The following is a 17,561-nucleotide window of genomic DNA, read 5'->3' on the forward strand; positions in this document are numbered from 1 at the left end:
AGGTTCAGCCGCGGGCGGCCAGGGGCGCGCGGCGCTCGGGGCCGGCGCGGAACTCGCGGATGAGGTGTTGCACCACCTGGCGCAGGTCACCGCCCGACGCGTCTGCGACGGCGAGCTGACGCGCGTAGCTGGCTCCCTGCGCGAGGGTGGTGCGCACACCCTCGAGCTCCTCGGCGCACTTGAGCTCGACGGCGACGTCGCCCACGCGCTCGAGCGTGGCTTCGAGATGCTCGACGACAGGTTCCTGTCGTCCGTCACGATCGACGATGACCCGTGCGTCCAATCCGTACCGCGCCGCACGCCACTTGTTCTCGCGCACGAACCAGGGCTGCAGCGACGGCAGCTGTTCGCCGGCGTCGAGTCGGCGCGAGAAATCCTCGACGAGGGTCTGTGTGAGCGCCGCGACCGCGGCGAGCTCGGGCAGCGTCGACATTCCGTCGCACGCGCGCACCTCGATCGTGCCCCACCGCGGGGCGGGACGGATGTCCCAGCGCACCTCGGTCGCATCCGCCATCACCTCGGTGCGCACCATGTCGTCGAGGTACGCCTCGTACTCGGCCCAGTTCCCGAGGCCCCACGGCAGACCCGCCGTCGGCAGCTGCTGGAACACGAGGGCGCGGTTGGAGGCGTAGCCGGTGCGCTCGCCCGCCCAGAAAGGACTGGAGGCGGAGAGCGCCTGCAGATGCGGCAGGTACGTGGAGAGGGCGTTGATGATGGGGAACACCTTCGTGACGTCGTCGACGCCGACGTGCACGTGGATTCCCCAGATCATCATGTTGCGCCCCCACCACTGGGTGCGCTCGATGAGCGAGTGGTAGCGGGTCTTGTCGGTGACCTCCTGGTCGTACCACTGCGCGAAGGGATGGCTACCCGCGCACAGCAGCTCCACGCCGCGTGGATCCGTCGCCGTGCGGACGGCCGCGATCGCATCCGCGATGTCGTCGACGGCGGCCTCGACGGTGTCGCCGACGCCGCTGGTGACCTCGATCGTGTTGGTGAGAAGCTCGCCCGTGACCTGGAACCGCTCGGGGGCGACCGACTCGGCGAGCTCATCGATGATCTCGGGCCCGCGGGGAACGAGATCGCCGGTGCGCCCGTCGGCGAGCATCAGCTCCCACTCGAGGCCGACGGTCGAGCGGCGCGACGGGGCGAAGGGGACGGTCACCGGCTCAGTCTGACACGCAGGGCGCGCTGGTTCGCGAGCCGCGTCATCATCTGGCAAAATAGACAGCTGGACCCCGCCCGACCCTCTATCCGGCCGGGTCCGAACCACAGAGCTTCCGCCGGGTGTGCACCCCACGCTCCAGGCGACCAGTTCGACCACCTTCCACACATTCAGGAGAATCGTGGCTGTCAAGATCCGTCTCAAGCGTCTCGGAAAGATCCGTGCGCCCTACTACCGCATCGTCGTCGCCGACTCGCGCACCAAGCGCGACGGTCGCGTGATCGAGGAGATCGGTCAGTACCACCCGACCGAGGAGCCCTCGGTCATCAAGGTCGACTCCGAGCGGGCCCAGTACTGGCTCGGCGTCGGTGCTCAGCCGACCGAGCAGGTCCTCGCGATCCTCAAGCTCACGGGCGACTGGGGTCGCTTCAAGGGCGACAAGGACGCCGTGAGCACCGTCAAGTACGCAGAGGGCAAGGCCCCCTTCGAGGTCGACGCGGCCAAGAAGTCGGTCATCAAGCCCAAGGCCGAGAAGAAGGCCGAGGAGCCCGCTCCCGCCGAGGCCGAGGCCGCCGACGAGGCTGCTGAGAGCACCGAGGCGTAATCATCGTGCTGGCTGCCGCGCTCGAACACGTCGTCAAGGGGATCGTCGACAACCCCGACGCCGTGCGCATCGTCTCGTCCACGTCGCCGCGAGGCGATGTGCTCGAGGTGCACGTCCACCCCGATGACCGGGGTCGCGTGATCGGGCGCGGCGGTCGCACCGCCAAATCTCTGCGGACCGTGGTCACGGCCCTCGCCGACGGCAGCCGCGTGCGCGTCGACGTCGCCGACGACTGATGGCGGCCGCATCCGGTGACGGAGCGCGCGCATCCGCGCCGCGCCCCGGCAAGACCCAGCTTCGCGTCGGCCGCCTCGTCAAGGCCCACGGCCTGAAGGGCGCTCTGAAGCTCGAGCTGTACACCGACGACCCCGACGGTCGGTTCGTCCCGGGGGCGGAGTTCACCCTCCAGGTCCCCGATTCGTCGTCGTGGTTCGGCAAGACCGTCACGGTTCGCGAGTTCCGGTGGATGAACACGCATCCCGTCGCGTTCTTCGAGGGCGTCGACGACCGCGACGCCGCGGAGTCCCTCGTGCGTGCCATTCTCTGGATCGACCAGGACGAGCAGAGCACCCCCGACGAAGAGGACGCCTGGTTCGACCACCAGCTCGTCGGCCTCGACGTCGTTCGCGACGGAGTCGTCGTGGGGCGGGTCGCCCGTGTCGACCACCTTCCCGCGCAGGATCTGCTCGCGGTCGCCGTCGGCGAGAACGAAGTGCTGGTCCCGTTCGTCAAGGCGATCGTCCCCGAGGTGGATCCCGCCGCGGGGCGCGTCGTCGTCACGCCGCCCGCCGGGCTCTTCGAGGAGCTTCCCGCCGACGACGAGTCCACCGCCGAAGACGAAACGGCCGCGACCGGCGAGGACTGACGTGCGCATCGACGTCATCACGATCTTCCCCGAGTTCTTCGACGTCCTCGAGGTATCGCTTCTCGGCAAGGCCCGTGGCAACGGGCTGCTGGATGTGCGGGTGCACAACCTGCGCGATTTCACGACCGATCGGCACCGCACGGTCGATGACACCCCGTATGGCGGGGGAGCGGGCATGGTGATGAAGCCCGAGCCCTGGGGTCTCGCGCTCGACGCGATTGCCCAGGAGGCGACGTCCGAGCCGACGTTCGTCTTCCCTTCGCCCGCGGGCGAACGGTTCGTCCAGGCGACGGCTCGCGAATGGAGCGGCCTGGATCACCTCGTCTTCGGCTGCGGCCGGTACGAGGGCATCGACGAACGGGTCTTCACCTACGCGGCCTCGCTCGGACAGGTGCGACTCGCAAGTCTCGGCGACTACGTGCTCAACGGCGGCGAGGTGGCGGCGATGGCCATGATCGAGGCCGTCGGACGTCTCGTGCCCGGCGTCGTCGGCAACCCGGAGAGCCTCGTCGAGGAGTCACATGAGGACGGGCTGCTGGAGTACCCGTCGTACACGAAGCCCTCCGAGTGGCGTGGCCTGGCCGTGCCCGATGTGCTCCTGAGCGGACATCACGGTCGCGTGGCCGAGTGGCGTCGCGACCAGCAGGTGGAACGCACGCGCGCGCGGCGTCCCGACCTGCTCGCCGACTGAGCGCGGCTCAGTCGACGCCGAGGAACTCGCGGTCGGTCAACACGATGGGGCCCTCCGCCGTGACGGCGACGGTGTGCTCCGTGTGCGCGCCGCGGGAGCCGTCGGCGCTGCGCAGCGTCCAGCCGTCCGGGTCGGTCACCAGACGATCGGTCGTCTCCAGCAGCCAGGGCTCGAGAGCCACCACGAGACCTTCACGCAGCGGGTAGCCGCGGCCGGGCTTTCCGTCGTTCGGGACGTGCGGGTCGCCGTGCATGACGCGGCCGACACCGTGGCCGCCGAAATCCGTGTTGATGGAGTAGCCGGCACCGTGGGAGACGGCGGCGATGGCGGCCGACACGTCGCCGACGCGGTTGCCGACCGTCGCCGTCTGGATCGCGGCATCCAGAGCGATGCGCGTGGTCTCGATCAGGCGAAGATCCTCGTCGCGGGCGGTTCCGACCACGAAGGAGACGGCGGAGTCCGCGACCCAGCCGTCGACGGATGCCGCGAAGTCGAGCGAGACGAGGTCACCGTCGCGCAGCGTGTAGTCGAAGGGGAGCCCGTGCAGCACGGCATCGTTGATCGAGGTGCAGATCACCTTTCCGAACGGGCTGGCGCCGAAGGACGGGTGGTAGTCGATGTAGCAGGATTCGGCGCCGGCCTTTCGGATCATGTCGTGCGCCCTGCGATCCAGTGTCAGCAGGTTCGTGCCGACCTTCGTCTCGTCCCGCAGTGTCGCCAGCACTTCGGCGACGAAGCGCCCGGCCGGTCGCATCTGCTCGATCTCGGCCGGCGTGCGCAGTTCGATCATGGTGCTCCTTCGTTCTCCGCTCCATTCTCTCCCGCCCGGGGCGCGAGCGTCGTCCCCGCAGCCGCGTGCTCCGCTGGGCGTCCGCCCCGAGTGTCGCTCGCGAGCGGTCCTGGCGGCGGGGGCGCGCGTACGATGCACGCATGTGGCTTCGTCGCGCCGGCTTCCACTGGCTTCTGCCCTCCGCCTTCCTGCTGCCGCTGTGGCTCTTCGTCGGGTGGACGGTGACGGGCGCCGGCGGCTGGGCTCTGCTGTGGGTGCTGTTCATCGCCATCCCCTCCGTCTTCTTCGGTCAGCTCCTGCTCACGCTCTTGACCCGTCTTCGGCCGACGGCGCGTGCCGAACGTGCGCTCTCCTGGTGGGATGTAGCCGGTTACGGCCTCTGGCACGCATTGACGATCGCTCTCGGCCTGTTCGTCCAGCAGTGGTGGGCGCCCGTTATGGTGCTCACGGTGCTGGTGGGGGTCGCGAACATCTGGCTCCAGCTGTGGCAGCTCTGGCGCGAGGCGCGTCCGCGAGCGGCCGTGCTGCACGCCAGCGATGGCACGGCCTACATCCCCCCGACGAAGCCCTCACCGGCCGCATCCGCGCCGGCGCACGAGGTCATCGTGGTCGAGGAGACGGTGCAGCGCGACGCGTGAAGTTGGCGCGCGGAGCGGCGCGTGGCAGAATGGTTGTTTGTGCCCTGACCGGTCTCTGCCTCAGGGGAGACAGCCACGCATCCCGCGTGGTGCGGGCACCGCTCCTACTTTCGTAAACACCAGTTTCGCAGCCGACCTGTGGCGGTTGCAGGAAGAGATCACTCATGCAGATCCTCGACGCCGTCGATGCGGCTTCGCTCCGCTCCGACATCCCGGACTTCGGTCCCGGCGACACCGTCAAGGTGCACGTCAACATCACCGAGGGCAACCGCTCGCGTATCCAGGTCTTCCAGGGCGTCGTCATCGGCCGCCAGGGCGACGGCGTGCGCGAGACCTTCAACGTCCGCAAGATCAGCTTCCAGGTCGGCGTCGAGCGCATCTTCCCGGTGCACTCGCCGATCATCGACAAGATCGAGGTCGTGACGCGTGGTGACGTGCGTCGCGCCAAGCTGTACTACCTCCGCAACCTCCGCGGCAAGAAGGCGAAGATCAAGGAGAAGCGCGACCGCTGATCGCGCTCCGTCACGAAGCCCCGACCGCTCCGGCGTCGGGGCTTCGTCGTGTCCGCGGCCGCGCGCTGATGTGCGACGCTAGAGTGCGGCTCGTGCCGCTTGTATCTCGAGGAACTGCATGAGCACCGACAACCCCTCCGTCGACGACGCATCGCTGCCGCGCCGATCCCGGCCTCGCCGACGCCGCGGTGCGCTGATCTTCCTCCGCGACGTCCTGGTCATCATCCTGATCGCGTTGCTGGTGTCGTTCCTGGTCAAGTCGTTCCTGGTGCGCTCGTTCTACATCCCGTCGGCGTCGATGGAGAACACGCTGATCGAGCAGGATCGCATCCTCGTCGACGAGCTGACGCCGCGTTTCGGGGGATACGAGCGCGGTGACGTCGTCGTGTTCCGCGACCCGGGCGGCTGGCTGGGCTCCTCGGTGTCCGCTCCGAGCCAGGGTCCGATCGTGGACGGAATCGAGTGGGTGTTCTCCCTCGTGGGCCTTGCCGCGCCCGACAGCGACGACCACCTCATCAAGCGCATCATCGGGCTGCCCGGCGATCACGTCGTCTGCTGCAACGACCTGGGGCAGATCACGGTCAACGGCGCTCCGATCGACGAGTCCTCCTATCTCCTGCTGCCCGACCCCGGAGCTCCCGCATCCTCGCTCGACTTCGACGTCACCGTGCCGGAGGGATCGCTCTGGGTCCTTGGGGACAACCGCTATCGGTCGAAGGACTCGCGTTACAACCAGGATCAGCCCGGTCGCGGCTTCGTGCCCATCGATAACGTCGTCGGACGCGCGTTCCTCATCACCTGGCCGTTCGACCGCTTCGGCGGTATCGACTTCCACCACGAGGTGTTCGGGGACGTGCCTCGGCCGGAGGGCCAGTGAGCCCGGTCCAACCGACGCTGCGGCTGGAACGGCGCCTGTGGGCCGAGCAGCGCATCGTCATCGCGTGCGATGAGGTGGGGCGAGGCGCTCTCGCAGGCCCCGTCGTGATCGGCGCAACGGTCATGGCCCCGCGCACGCGCCGGGTCCGCATCCCCGAGGGACTGCGCGACTCGAAGCTCATCCCCGAGGCGCGCAGGGCGGATGTGGCCCGCGCCGCCGAGGCGTGGGTCGACGCGAGCGCGCTCGGGTGGGCGACCGCCGCAGAGATCGACGCGGTGGGGATCACGCGCGCACTCGGGCTCGCCGCCCACCGCGCGCTCGACGGCCTCCGTGCGCAGGGCGTGGACACGACGGATGCGGTCGTGCTGCTCGACGGCAACCATGACTACATCACGCCCGCGGGCGCGACGCCGTACGAGGTGCGCACCGTCATCAAGGGCGACCGCGACTGTGCGAGCGCTGCCGCCGCATCCGTTGTCGCCAAGGTCGCGCGGGACGCGCACATGGTCGCGCTCCACCCGGATGCGCCCGCGTACCTCTGGGAGCGCAACAAGGGCTACGCCAGCCCGGAGCACCGCGCCGCCATCGCCGCGCACGGGCTTCACGCGCATCACCGGGCCTCGTGGCAGATCGCCTCGGCGCCCACACTCTTCTGAGACCGCGCCGACCCGGACCGCAGCCGTAGAATGGACGCACCATGGATGACGATGTCTTCGAAGACTACGACCGCGAACTCGAGCTCGCCCTCTACCGGGAGTACCGCGACGTCGTCTCGCAGTTCCAGTACGTGATCGAGACCGAGCGCCGCTTCTACCTCGCCAACGACGTCAACGTCGTGCGCCGCGACACCGAGCACGATTTCTACTTCGAGATCTCGATGACCGACGTGTGGGTGTGGGACATCTACCGCGCAGACCGCTTCGTGAAGGCCGTGCGCGTGCTGACGTTCAAGGACGTCAACGTCGAGGAGCTCTCGCGCCGCGACTTCCAGCTTCCCGAGGAGCTCTCGCTCGACAACTGAGCGATTCTCCCCACCGACCGGGAGGGGGCGGGTTCTCCCCGAGGAGTGTCCGTTCCGCAGAGACGGCGCCGGCGGTTCGCCACGCTGTGCCTATGGCAGCCAAAGACGACCTGGGACGCGACGGTGAGAGCCGGGCCGCATCCTTCCTGACCGAGCGCGGGTTCCGCATCCTCGACCGCAACTGGCGGTGCCCTCTCGGCGAGATCGACATCGTCGCCCTCGAGGCCGGCGAGATCGTCGTCGTGGAGGTCAAGACGCGCACGAGCGAGCGCTTCGGGCATCCCCTCGAAGCGATCGACGCGCGAAAGCGGGCCCGGCTGTGGCGCCTCGCCGTCGCGTGGTGCATCGCGCATCCCGACGAGGCTCGAGGCCGCGCCGTGCGCGTCGATGCCGTGTCGGTGCTGGGGATGGATGCCGGAACCGGCCACGTCGAGCACCTGCGGGACGTGCGATGACCGTTGCGCGGACGTGGTCGATCGCGCTCAACGGGCTCGAGGGCGCTCTGGTCGAGGTCGAGGCCGATGTCAGCCAACAGACCCCGGAGTTCCGCATCATCGGGCTCGGCGATCGCGCGCTCGGCGAGGCGGTGCAGCGCGTGCACAACGCGTGCGCCAACTCTGGCCTCCCGCTGCCGCGGCGCCGCCTCACCGTCAACCTGTCGCCGGCGAGCCTGCCCAAGCACGGATCCGGCTTCGACGTCGCGATCGCGATCGCCGCGCTCGCTGCGGACGGCGGGATGGATGCGGCGTCGGTGGCCGCCACGGTGCACATCGGCGAGCTGGGGCTCGATGGGCGACTCCGACCCGTCTCGGGTGTGCTTCCTGCGGTGGTCGCCGCCGCGCGAGCCGGGCGTCGACGGATCGTCGTGCCGGCGGCGAACGGTGAGGAGGCCCGACTCGTGACGGGTATCGAGGTGCTCCCTGCCGCGACCTTGGCGGAGGTGGCCGCTCGGCACGGCGCGGACGTCGTCGTCCCCGACCTGCCCGCGCCGACGCCGGCCACGCCGGCGGACGAGGAGCCTGAGACGCTGGACCTGTCGGACGTGATCGGTCAGCGGGAGGCCGTCGAGGCGCTCGTGGTCGCCGCGGCGGGCGGGCACCACCTGCTCATGAGTGGTCCGCCGGGGGCAGGTAAGACGATGCTCGCGCGGCGCCTGCCGGGCATCCTTCCGCCGCTCGACCCGGAGGCGGCTCTCGCCGTGGCATCGATCCGCTCGCTGTCGGGCGAGGCCGTGACCTCGCTCACCCGCATCCCGCCGCTGGAGACGCCGCACCATACGGCCAGCGTCGCTGCCCTCGTCGGCGGCGGCTCCCGTGTCATCCGGCCGGGTGCCATCGCGCGTGCCAGTGAGGGTGTGCTGTTCCTCGATGAGGCAGGGGAGTTTCCCGCCAGCGTTCTCGACGCTCTCCGTCAGCCGCTCGAGCGCGGAGACATCCACATCCATCGATCCGGGATCAGCGTCCGTTATCCCGCGCGATTCCAGCTCGTTCTCGCCACCAATCCCTGCCCGTGCGGTAACTACGGAGTGCGCGGAGCGAGGTGCGAGTGTCCGCCGGCCGCGATCCGCCGCTATCTGGGTCGGTTGTCGGGCCCACTCCTCGATCGGGTGGACATCGATCTGCCGATGCGGCGCGTCGCGGCCGTGGGCGCCGATGCCGCGGTCGGACGCGTCTCGACGGCGGATGCGGCCAGACGCGTCGCGGATGCCCGCGCGCGCACCGCGGAGCGACTGGCCAGGACGCCGTGGCGACGCAATGTCGACGTTCCTGGGCGGTGGCTGCGCGAGGGGCCCTCGGCGCCGCCCGCGTCGGTGCGAGCGCCGCTCGACGCGGCGCTCGAGCGAGGCCAGTTGACCCTGCGCGGGTACGACCGTGTGCTGCGGCTGGCGTGGACGCTGGCTGACCTCTCGCAACGCTCCTCGCCGGACCAGGAGGACATCGGCCGAGCCCTGTTCATGAAGCGGGGGATCGCCGCATGAACGTCGACGCCGTCATCGAGCGCATGCTCCCGGAGCTCGGGGAACGGGCAACGCCGGAGCGGGCGGCCCGGGTGTTCTGGAGCGGCATCGCGGAGCCTGGCGACGCGGTCGCGGGGGCTCTGCTGGCGGCTGTTTCAGCCCCGGCGGCGCTGCACATCGCTGCGCACCCTGCGGAAATCGCACGGATCACGGGTGCCGAGCCCCGTGCCGCGGCGGACGCCTCCGCACGATGGCTCCCGCGCCTCCACGACGACCTCGTCACCGACGCCCTGAAACGTGCGCGGCGCGGGCGAGTGGCGATCCTGGTCCCCTCGGATCCGGAGTGGCCCCAGTCGGTCGACGACCTGGCCGATCACGCCCCCCTCGCATTGTGGGTGCGGGGTGATCCACGTGCGCTCGGTGCGCCGTCCGTCGCGCTCGTCGGTGCGCGGGCGGCGACCCCCTACGGCGAGCACGTGGCGGGTGAGCTCGCGGCCGGCCTCGCCGGTGGCGGCATCACGGTCGTGTCCGGCGCCGCGTACGGCATAGACGGTGCAGCGCATCGCAGCGCCATGGGAACCCGCCCAGGTTCCACGGTGGCGGTGCTCGCAGGCGGATGCGATCGCGCGTACCCGGCCGGGCACGAAGAGATGCTCGGGCGCATCGCCGCCACAGGCGCAGTGGTCGCGGAAGTCCCATGTGGCGGCGCGCCGACGAAGTGGCGATTCCTCGCCCGCAATCGCGTCATCGCCGCCCTCTCGCGTGCGACGGTCGTCGTCGAGGCGGGTGCGCGCAGCGGCTCACTCAACACGGCCGGCCACGCGGCGTCGCTCGGGCGTCCCTTGGGAGCCGTACCCGGACCGGTCACGAGTCCCGCGTCGCTCGGATGTCACCGACTTCTCCGCGAGTACGACGCGGTGTGCGTCACCGATGCGGCCGAGGTGCGGGAGCTCGCGGGGCTGGGCGCGAGCCAACCCCTCGTGGTGGCGGGAGCATGGACGAACGAACGCACGCGGGTGCGCGACGCGCTGAGCTTCCGGGTCGGACGGGATGCGAGCGAGCTCGCGCAACGGTCGGGGCTCGCGATCTCCGAGGTCGAGGCCATCCTGGGCGGGATGCTCCTGGAGGGGTCGGTCGTGGGCGACGTCGGCGGGTGGCGACGGCGCTCGGGGCGATGACTGGCAAGCTGGCCGCATGATGCTGGCGACTGCGATCGAGGCGTGGTGCGATCACCTCGCCGACGTGCGCCGCCTGTCGCCCGCGACGGTGCGCGCGTACGGATCCGATCTGCGGGACTTCGCCGCGCTGTCCGGCGTCGCAGAGGTCGAGGACGTCGACCTCGAGGAGCTGCGCGAGTGGCTCTGGCAGGCGACGAATCGCGGCGACAGTCGCGCGACGATCGCCCGGCGCACCGCATCCGCCCGGGGCTTCTTCGGCTGGGCGCGGGAGCAGGGGATCATCCAGGCCGACCCGAGCCTGCGCCTCATCGCGCCCAAGCGGGGGAGGACACTCCCGGCGGTCGCGAGCGCCCCCGCGTTGGGCGAGATGCTGGGCGGCTTGGCTCGCGACAGCGCGGATGGCGATCCCGTGACACTGCGGGATCGGGCGGTACTCGAGCTGCTCTATGGCGCCGCATTGCGCGTGTCCGAGTTGTGCACCCTGCGAAGCCGGGACCTCGACCGCGAGCGCCGCACCGTGCGCGTGACGGGCAAGGGCAACAAGGAACGGGTCGTTCCCTACGGTGCGCCGGCCGAGGAGGCCATCGATGCGTACCTCGTACGCGCACGACCCGTGTTGGCTGCACGCGCCGGCGGTCAGCCTGCGGATGCCCTCTTCCTCGGTGTCCGCGGCGGCGCACTCGGTCCCCGCAGCGTCTACGATCTCGTCGCACGGACGGTCGGTCCCGTCCTCGGTCGTGCCGCCGGCCCGCATGCCCTTCGGCACTCGGCGGCGACCCACCTGCTCGACGGCGGGGCCGATCTGCGCGCCGTGCAGGAGATGTTGGGGCACGCGAACCTTGGCACCACCCAGATCTACACCCACGTGTCGCACGAACGGTTGGCGGCCACCTACCGACAAGCTCACCCGCGGGCATGACGCGGACCCCGTCCGGCGCGTACCGTGAGCACATGAGCGTGCGTCGTGTAGGCCACATCGCGATCCTCATCGCCGCTGCGGCAGTACTGACCGGATGCGGCGTCGTCGCCGCGCCCCGGCAGACCGTCCTTCCCGCGCCGCCGACCGCAGCGTCTCCGTCGTCGCCCGCAACGCCGATCCCCTCCCACGCGGCGACCACTGCTCCCACGGCCGCCCCGCCGGCCGCCGAGGGTACGGTCGTCTGCGCGGGTGGACCGACGGAGATCTCCGGCGCCGATCAGGACTTCGTGTTGACGGGGGATTGTGCCTCGGTGACGATCGGCGGCACCGGTCTGCGTGTCGACGCGACGCAAGCGACGCTCGGCGTCGTTCAGCTCTCGGGGGATCGCAACGAGCTGACGTCTGCCGACGTCGCCGATCTCTCGGTGGGCGGTCAGGACAACGTCATCGACGCGGCGACCTTGTCGACGGTTGCCCTCAACGGCGACCGGAACACGGTCACCGCGTCGGGCTTCACTGCCCTCACCGTCTCAGGCAACGACAACACCGTGCGGGCGGACCGCCGGGGAGCGGTCACCGACAACGGCCAGCGCAACACCGTCGGCGGCCGCTGACTCAGCAGCACGGCAGCAGTACCGCGCGGGGCACACCGCCCAGCAGAAGCAGCGGATTGATGTAGACCCCGTCGCGACGCGCGCCCAGGTGAAGAGTTTCCGGGGCGGCATGGCCGCCGGACGACAGGGTGCCCACGACCTCACCGGCGCGCACGTGCGTTCCCGGCGTCAGAGCGCTGGCGAGCGGTTCCAGAGTGCTCACGAGGCCATCGCCGTGATCGATCGTCAGGACGGGGCGATCGACCACGACGCCGGCGAACAACACCACGCCGTCAGCCGGGGCGACGACCGTCGCGGTTGCCGCCTCGATGTCGATTCCGCGATGGCCCGCAGCGTAGTCGTGCGCCGGCTGGCGATACGGCTCCACGACGCGGCCCAGCACCGGCCATGTCCAGGAGTGCGCCGCATCCACGGCGATCGTCTGCGCTGAGCGAGCGGGTGCGGCCACGGCCGCGGACGCGGGAGCCGCCAGTGCGAGGAGCACGAGGGCGACGACTGTCAGGCGGCGGCCGGAGGAGGATGCGGGCATGACCCCAACGTGCCGTCGCCGTGAAGGCGGAGGGGGCACCGAACCCGCAGGTGGGGACAGCATGCCGGGCGTGGGAGGCGGGGGAGAGGACGTCGCCCCGGGCGCCGTGAACCGGTTCCCCGACTGGTACACTTGAATCGCGCCTCGCATGTCGAGGTGACTCCGCGTGCCCCGAGTGGGAGCAACCCGCGGCACATCCACCCTACGGTCCCGTCCTCGGACGGGTGGGTGCGTGCCGGGCACCAGGCTCGTCGACCGATCGGTCCGACGCGAACAACCGCAACAGAAGGAGAACGGCCATGGCCGTCGTCACCATTCGCCAGCTGCTCGACAGCGGCGTCCACTTCGGACACCAGACCCGCCGGTGGAACCCGAAGGTCAAGCGCTTCATCCTCACGGAGCGCTCCGGCATCCACATCATCGACCTCCAGCAGTCGCTGTCGTACATCGACAAGGCGTACGAGTTCGTCAAGGAGACCGTCGCCCACGGCGGCACGGTGCTCTTCGTCGGCACCAAGAAGCAGGCGCAGGAAGTCATCGCCGAGCAGGCCACGCGTGTCGGCCAGCCGTACGTCAACCAGCGCTGGCTCGGCGGTCTGCTCACCAACTTCTCGACGGTCAGCAAGCGTCTCGCCCGCATGAAGGAGCTCGAGGAGCTCGACTTCGAGGACCCGGCCGCGAGCGGCTTCACCAAGAAGGAGCTGCTGCTCAAGAAGCGCGAGCTCGACAAGCTGCACAAGTCGCTCGGCGGTATCCGCAACCTCACCAAGACGCCGTCGGCCATCTGGATCGTCGACGCCAAGCGCGAGCACCTCGCCGTGGATGAGGCGACCAAGCTCGGCATCCCCGTGATCGGCATCCTCGACACGAACGCCGACCCGGACGAGTTCCAGTTCCCGATCCCCGGCAACGACGACGCGATCCGCTCCGTCTCGCTGCTGACCCGCATCATCGCGGACGCGGCCGCCGAGGGCCTGCAGCAGAAGCACAACCCCGAGTCCGGCGCCGAAGAGCCCCTGGCCGAGTGGGAGCGCGAGCTCCTCGAGCAGGGCGCTCCCGTCTCCGAGGGTGCTGACGCGGTCGTGGCATCGACCGAGTCCGCCGCGGACGAGGCTGCCGCCGAGGAGCAGGTCGAGGCTGTCGCCGCCGCCTCCGGCGAGAGCGTCGAGGCCGTCGCCGGGGCCGAGGCCACCGACAAGTAATCAGCGCGTCCCCTGGACCCGCTACGATCGGCGCGGCCGCGAACCGGCCGCGCCGATCGGCATCCGCGAGAACTCTCCCAACAGAAGGAGCCGCCACTCATGGCAAACTTCACCATCGCCGACATCAAGGCTCTGCGTGAGCAGCTCGGCACGGGCATGGTCGACACCAAGAAGGCCCTCGAGGAAGCCGACGGCGACCTCGAGAAGGCCGTCGAGATCCTCCGCCTCAAGGGCGCGAAGGGCAACGCGAAGCGTGCGGACCGCTCGACCAGCGAGGGCCTCGTGGCCGCGCGTGAGGTCGACGGCAAGGTCACGCTCATCGAGCTGAACACCGAGACCGACTTCGTCGCGAAGAACGAGCGCTTCATCGCTCTGGCCGACAAGGTCGTCGAGGCCGCCGCTGCCGTCGCCGCCGACTCCGTCGAGGCCGCCCTCGCCGCGCCGGTCGACGGCAAGACCGTCGAGCAGCTCATCTCCGATGAGGCCGCGATCATCGGCGAGAAGGTCGAACTGCGTCGCGTGCGCACCCTCTCGGGCGATCACGCCGAGGTCTACCTCCACAAGACCAGCAAGGACCTCCCGCCGCAGGTCGGCGTCGTGCTGATCTACTCGGGCGACGACGCGGAGACCGCGCGGAGCATCGCGCAGCACATCTCCTTCGCCAACCCCTCCTACCTCTCCCGTGACGACGTGCCCGAGGCCGACGTCGAGAAGGAGCGCGAGATCGTCACCGAGATCTCCCGCAACGAGGGCAAGCCCGAGGCCGCGCTGCCGAAGATCGTCGAGGGCCGCGTGAACGCGTTCTTCAAGCAGGTCGCCCTGCTCGACCAGGACTACGCGCGCGACAACAAGCTGTCCGTCGCGAAGGTCGCCTCCGACGCAGGACTGACCCTCACCGACTTCGCCCGCTTCAAGGTCGGCGCGTAAGTCGCTCGAAAGGCCCGCATCGTCGTCGGTGCGGGCCTTTCGCATGCCGTAGTTTTGACCCGACGAGAAGAGGACGCACACATGGACGAATCGACCGGGCGCCGTCGCGTCCTTCTGAAGCTCTCTGGGGAGGCCTTCGGGGCCGGCTCCCTCGGAGTCAACCCCGACATCGTGAGCCAGATCGCTCGTGAGATCGCTGCGGCCGTCGACGAGGTCGAGATCGCGATCGTCGTCGGCGGCGGCAACTTCTTCCGCGGCGCCGAGCTCAGCCAGCGCGGCATGGACCGCGGCCGCGCGGACTACATGGGCATGCTCGGCACCGTCATGAACGCGCTCGCGCTGCAGGACTTCCTCGAGCAGGCGGGCGCCGCGACCCGCGTCCAGTCCGCCATCGAGATGACGCAGGTCGCCGAGCCGTACATCCCGCGCCGCGCGCAGCGCCATATGGCCAAGGGGCGGGTCGTGATCTTCGGTGCGGGAGCGGGCCTGCCGTACTTCTCCACCGACACCGTCGCCGCGCAGCGCGCGCTCGAGATCGGTGCCGACGAGGTCCTCGTCGCGAAGAACGGCGTGGACGGGGTCTACACGGCCGACCCCAACAAGGACTCTTCGGCGGTCAAGCTCGACCGGATCACCTACAGCGACGCGCTCATGCAGGGACTCAAGGTGGTCGACTCCACCGCCTTCAGCCTCTGCATGGACAACCGCATCGACATGCGGGTGTTCGGAATGGAGCCCGCCGGCAACGTCACGCGCGCCCTGCGCGGCGATGAGATCGGCACACTCGTCACGGCGTGACCTCCGCGTGCGGGGCTCGCCCCGCCACTAGACTCGAAAACTGCTGGATATAAGGGAGTTACCGTGATCGCCGATGTGCTGACCGAAACCGCCGGACGTATGGAACGTGCCGTGGAAGCGGCCAAAGAGGACTTCTCGACCGTCCGAACGGGGCGTGCGAACCCGCAGCTCTTCCAGAAGCTGAGCGTGGAGTACTACGGCACGCCGACCCCGCTCGCGCAGCTCGCCTCGCTCAACAACCCGGAGGCGCGCACGATCATCGTGACGCCCTACGACAAGTCGGCGCTGAAGGCGATCGAGCAGGCGATCCGCGATATGCCCAACCTCGGCGCCAACCCGACCAACGACGGCAACATCATCCGAGTGACGATGCCGGAGCTGACCCAGGACCGCCGCAAGGAGTACGTCAAGCTCGTGCGCAGCAAGGGCGAGGACGCGAAGGTCCACGTGCGCGGCATCCGCCGCAAGGCCAAGGACGAGCTCGACGCGCTGAAGTCCGAGGTCGGCGAGGATGAACTCGTGCGCGCTGAGAAGGACCTCGACGCTCTGACGCGGTCGCACGTCGACGCGATCGACGAGGCGCTCAAGCGTAAAGAAGCCGAGCTCCTCGAGGTCTGAGAAGGCATGTCCGACGCATCCGATGCCGCCGGGGTCGCACCAGAGAGTGCGACACCCGGGCAAGGAATGCCGCCGGGACGCGATCGTGTCGGGGCGGAACATCAGTCGCCGCCGATTCGCACGCGGCGGAACGAGTTCGAACTGCAGGTCGCGCATGCGCGGGCCGAGTTCGAAGAAGCGAACGAGCGCATCAAACAGCGCACCGGCCGGGACCTGATCCTCGCGATCGTCATCGGGGTCGCGATCGGCGCCGTGGTGCTGGTCGCACTCGTGTTCGTCAAGTGGCCGTTCCTGATCTTCGGCGCGGGTGTGGCGCTTCTGGGCACATTCGAGTTCGCCCGTGCGCTGCAAGCGTCGGGCCGCAAGGTCGATGTCGTCCCGCAGCTGGCAGGCGGGGTGATGATCCTGCTGTCCGCGTACTTCCTCGACCTCTGGCTCCACTGGGTGTCGCTGTTCGTCGCGGTCGTCCTCATCGTGGTGTGGCGTCTGCTCGGGCAGATGATCGCGCGAGACGGCAGAAGATACGCCGCCGTCGTCGACGACGTCCTGGCGGGGGCTCTTCTTCCCGTCTATGTGTCGTTCCTCGCGAGCCTCGCGCTGGTGCTGCTGCGGCAGGAGCACGGCGAGTGGTGGGTGATGGCGTTCCTCATCGTCGCGATCGCCTCCGACACGGGCGCTTACGTGACGGGGCTGACCCTCGGCCGCCACCCGATGGCGCCTCGCATCAGCCCCAAGAAGACCTGGGAGGGCTTCGCCGGGGCGGCCCTTGCCGCGGTCGTCGCGGGGATCCTGCTGTCGTGGCTGATGCTCGGACTGCCCTGGTGGAGCGGAATCATCTTCGGCCTGGTCATCCTGGGCACGGCGACCGCCGGCGACCTGGGCGAATCCATGCTCAAACGTGATCTCGGAATCAAGGACATGAGCTCCTGGCTGCCGGGGCACGGCGGTGTGCTCGATCGCCTCGACTCCATCCTCCCGTCCGCTCCCGCAGCTCTTGCTCTGTTCTATCTGCTGACACCTCTGGCGGTCTCATGACAGTCCACGACGAATCCGCGCTCGAGCAGCGCAGTGACGACACGGCGATCTCCGCCTCGTCGCATCACAACGCGTTCCCTCGTGTGCAGGGGCGGGCCAAGGGCTACGACCCTGCCGCCGTGGATGCCTTCCTCGCGCGTGCACGGGAGGCCTTCGAGTCCGATGCGCCCGGCGAGCCGGCGGTCGGCGCTTCCGACGTCCGTGACGTGTCGTTCGCGCTCGTGCGCGGCGGGTACGCGATCGGGCCGGTGGATGCCGCCCTCGGTCGCGTCGAGGACGCGTTCGCCGCGCAGGAGCGTCAGCAGACGATCGCCCGACTGGGCGCACGGGCCTGGGTGCAGCAGCAGCGTGAGGACGCACAGGTCGTACTCGACCGACTGGGACGCGAGCGCAGACACCGCTTCGACCGCGTCTCGGTCGTCCACTACGGGTATCGCGTCGAGGAAGTCGACCTCGTGGCCGATCGGATCGCGGGCTACCTCACTGACGGCACGGGTCTCACCGTCGAACAGGTGCGTTCGGTCGCGTTCAGGATGCAACGCGGCGGATACCGCGAGACCCAGGTGGATGCGGTGCTCGATGCCGTCGTCGAGATCATGCTGGCGGTCGGTTGAACGGCGC

At 69.6% G+C, this 17,561-nt stretch carries 23 protein-coding genes; 20 read left to right on the top strand and 3 right to left on the bottom strand.

The features are described 5' to 3' along the window. Window positions 1–4 precede the first annotated feature (4 nt). Window positions 5–1,165: a glutamate--cysteine ligase gene (locus KYX17_RS14570; RefSeq protein WP_243227691.1), complete on the bottom strand. Its 1,161-nt coding sequence runs from the start codon at window positions 1,163–1,165 to the stop codon at window positions 5–7. Window positions 1,166–1,346: 181 nt separating this feature from the next. On the opposite strand from KYX17_RS14570, the gene rpsP reads away from it, so the two are divergent. The 4 genes from rpsP to trmD are packed head-to-tail and all read left to right on the top strand — an operon-like array spanning window position 1,347 to window position 3,325. Then, entirely contained in the window at window positions 1,347–1,769 is a 423-nt protein-coding gene (rpsP, locus tag KYX17_RS14575; protein ID WP_137417152.1) for a 30S ribosomal protein S16, read from the top strand. Between the two features lie 5 nt (window positions 1,770–1,774). Next, on the top strand, window positions 1,775–2,005 hold the full coding sequence (locus tag KYX17_RS14580; protein ID WP_137417151.1) for an RNA-binding protein: 231 nt from the start codon (window positions 1,775–1,777) through the stop codon (window positions 2,003–2,005). Then, on the top strand, window positions 2,005–2,634 hold the full coding sequence (gene rimM, locus KYX17_RS14585) for a ribosome maturation factor RimM (RefSeq protein WP_243227692.1): 630 nt from the start codon (window positions 2,005–2,007) through the stop codon (window positions 2,632–2,634). The genes KYX17_RS14580 and rimM overlap by 1 nt, the downstream gene beginning before the upstream one ends. Window position 2,635: 1 nt before the next feature. Then, window positions 2,636–3,325, top strand: coding sequence for a tRNA (guanosine(37)-N1)-methyltransferase TrmD (gene trmD, locus KYX17_RS14590; protein ID WP_243227693.1), 690 nt, complete (start codon window positions 2,636–2,638; stop codon window positions 3,323–3,325). Window positions 3,326–3,332: 7 nt separating this feature from the next. On the opposite strand, the gene map is transcribed toward trmD, so the two are convergent. Then, window positions 3,333–4,115 (bottom strand): type I methionyl aminopeptidase, encoded by a 783-nt coding sequence (gene map, locus KYX17_RS14595; RefSeq protein ID WP_243227694.1) that lies wholly within the window; start codon window positions 4,113–4,115, stop codon window positions 3,333–3,335. Window positions 4,116–4,255: 140 nt separating this feature from the next. On the opposite strand from map, the gene KYX17_RS14600 reads away from it, so the two are divergent. The 10 genes from KYX17_RS14600 to KYX17_RS14645 all read left to right on the top strand — a co-directional run bounded on the left by KYX17_RS14600 (window position 4,256) and on the right by KYX17_RS14645 (window position 11,831). Next, window positions 4,256–4,753: an MFS transporter permease gene (locus KYX17_RS14600; protein WP_243227695.1), complete on the top strand. Its 498-nt coding sequence runs from the start codon at window positions 4,256–4,258 to the stop codon at window positions 4,751–4,753. Window positions 4,754–4,917: 164 nt separating this feature from the next. Next, a complete protein-coding gene (rplS, locus tag KYX17_RS14605; protein WP_137417146.1) occupies window positions 4,918–5,265 on the top strand; it encodes a 50S ribosomal protein L19 in 348 nt (115 codons plus the stop codon). 118 nt (window positions 5,266–5,383) lie between these two features. Beyond that, window positions 5,384–6,142, top strand: coding sequence for a signal peptidase I (gene lepB, locus KYX17_RS14610; protein ID WP_243227696.1), 759 nt, complete (start codon window positions 5,384–5,386; stop codon window positions 6,140–6,142). Then, window positions 6,139–6,798, top strand: coding sequence for a ribonuclease HII (locus tag KYX17_RS14615; protein WP_243227697.1), 660 nt, complete (start codon window positions 6,139–6,141; stop codon window positions 6,796–6,798). Before lepB ends, KYX17_RS14615 begins: the two co-directional genes overlap by 4 nt. A 41-nt stretch (window positions 6,799–6,839) precedes the next feature. Then, complete coding sequence (locus tag KYX17_RS14620) at window positions 6,840–7,163, top strand: DUF2469 family protein (protein WP_137417143.1); 324 nt, start codon at window positions 6,840–6,842, stop codon at window positions 7,161–7,163. A gap of 92 nt (window positions 7,164–7,255) precedes the next feature. Beyond that, the gene (locus KYX17_RS14625) at window positions 7,256–7,618 is read left to right on the top strand and encodes a YraN family protein (RefSeq protein WP_243227698.1); all 363 of its coding nucleotides are present in this window, start codon (window positions 7,256–7,258) and stop codon (window positions 7,616–7,618) included. Beyond that, on the top strand, window positions 7,615–9,141 hold the full coding sequence (locus KYX17_RS14630; RefSeq protein ID WP_243227699.1) for a YifB family Mg chelatase-like AAA ATPase: 1,527 nt from the start codon (window positions 7,615–7,617) through the stop codon (window positions 9,139–9,141). Before KYX17_RS14625 ends, KYX17_RS14630 begins: the two co-directional genes overlap by 4 nt. Beyond that, entirely contained in the window at window positions 9,138–10,298 is a 1,161-nt protein-coding gene (gene dprA, locus KYX17_RS14635) for a DNA-processing protein DprA (protein WP_243227700.1), read from the top strand. Before KYX17_RS14630 ends, dprA begins: the two co-directional genes overlap by 4 nt. Before the next feature lie 16 nt (window positions 10,299–10,314). After that, window positions 10,315–11,217: a tyrosine recombinase XerC gene (locus KYX17_RS14640; protein ID WP_243227701.1), complete on the top strand. Its 903-nt coding sequence runs from the start codon at window positions 10,315–10,317 to the stop codon at window positions 11,215–11,217. A 32-nt stretch (window positions 11,218–11,249) separates the two neighbouring features. After that, on the top strand, window positions 11,250–11,831 hold the full coding sequence (locus tag KYX17_RS14645) for a DUF3060 domain-containing protein (RefSeq protein ID WP_243227702.1): 582 nt from the start codon (window positions 11,250–11,252) through the stop codon (window positions 11,829–11,831). Between the two features lies 1 nt (window position 11,832). Here KYX17_RS14645 and KYX17_RS14650 read toward each other — a convergent pair whose 3' ends face one another. Next, entirely contained in the window at window positions 11,833–12,360 is a 528-nt protein-coding gene (locus tag KYX17_RS14650) for a murein hydrolase activator EnvC (protein WP_243227703.1), read from the bottom strand. 299 nt (window positions 12,361–12,659) lie between these two features. Between KYX17_RS14650 and rpsB the strand changes: the two genes are divergently transcribed. The 6 genes from rpsB to KYX17_RS14680 all read left to right on the top strand — a co-directional run bounded on the left by rpsB (window position 12,660) and on the right by KYX17_RS14680 (window position 17,554). Then, window positions 12,660–13,562, top strand: coding sequence for a 30S ribosomal protein S2 (gene rpsB, locus KYX17_RS14655; protein ID WP_243227704.1), 903 nt, complete (start codon window positions 12,660–12,662; stop codon window positions 13,560–13,562). Window positions 13,563–13,661: 99 nt separating this feature from the next. Beyond that, complete coding sequence (tsf, locus tag KYX17_RS14660; RefSeq protein WP_243227705.1) at window positions 13,662–14,489, top strand: translation elongation factor Ts; 828 nt, start codon at window positions 13,662–13,664, stop codon at window positions 14,487–14,489. A gap of 81 nt (window positions 14,490–14,570) precedes the next feature. Continuing rightward, on the top strand, window positions 14,571–15,287 hold the full coding sequence (gene pyrH / locus KYX17_RS14665; RefSeq protein WP_243227706.1) for a UMP kinase: 717 nt from the start codon (window positions 14,571–14,573) through the stop codon (window positions 15,285–15,287). Window positions 15,288–15,350: 63 nt separating this feature from the next. After that, complete coding sequence (gene frr / locus KYX17_RS14670) at window positions 15,351–15,905, top strand: ribosome recycling factor (protein ID WP_234075314.1); 555 nt, start codon at window positions 15,351–15,353, stop codon at window positions 15,903–15,905. 6 nt (window positions 15,906–15,911) lie between these two features. After that, on the top strand, window positions 15,912–16,940 hold the full coding sequence (locus KYX17_RS14675; protein WP_243227707.1) for a phosphatidate cytidylyltransferase: 1,029 nt from the start codon (window positions 15,912–15,914) through the stop codon (window positions 16,938–16,940). Beyond that, window positions 16,937–17,554: a DivIVA domain-containing protein gene (locus KYX17_RS14680; protein ID WP_243227708.1), complete on the top strand. Its 618-nt coding sequence runs from the start codon at window positions 16,937–16,939 to the stop codon at window positions 17,552–17,554. The genes KYX17_RS14675 and KYX17_RS14680 overlap by 4 nt, the downstream gene beginning before the upstream one ends. Window positions 17,555–17,561 lie beyond the last annotated feature (7 nt).

Source organism: Microbacterium sp. CIAB417, assembly GCF_022788845.1.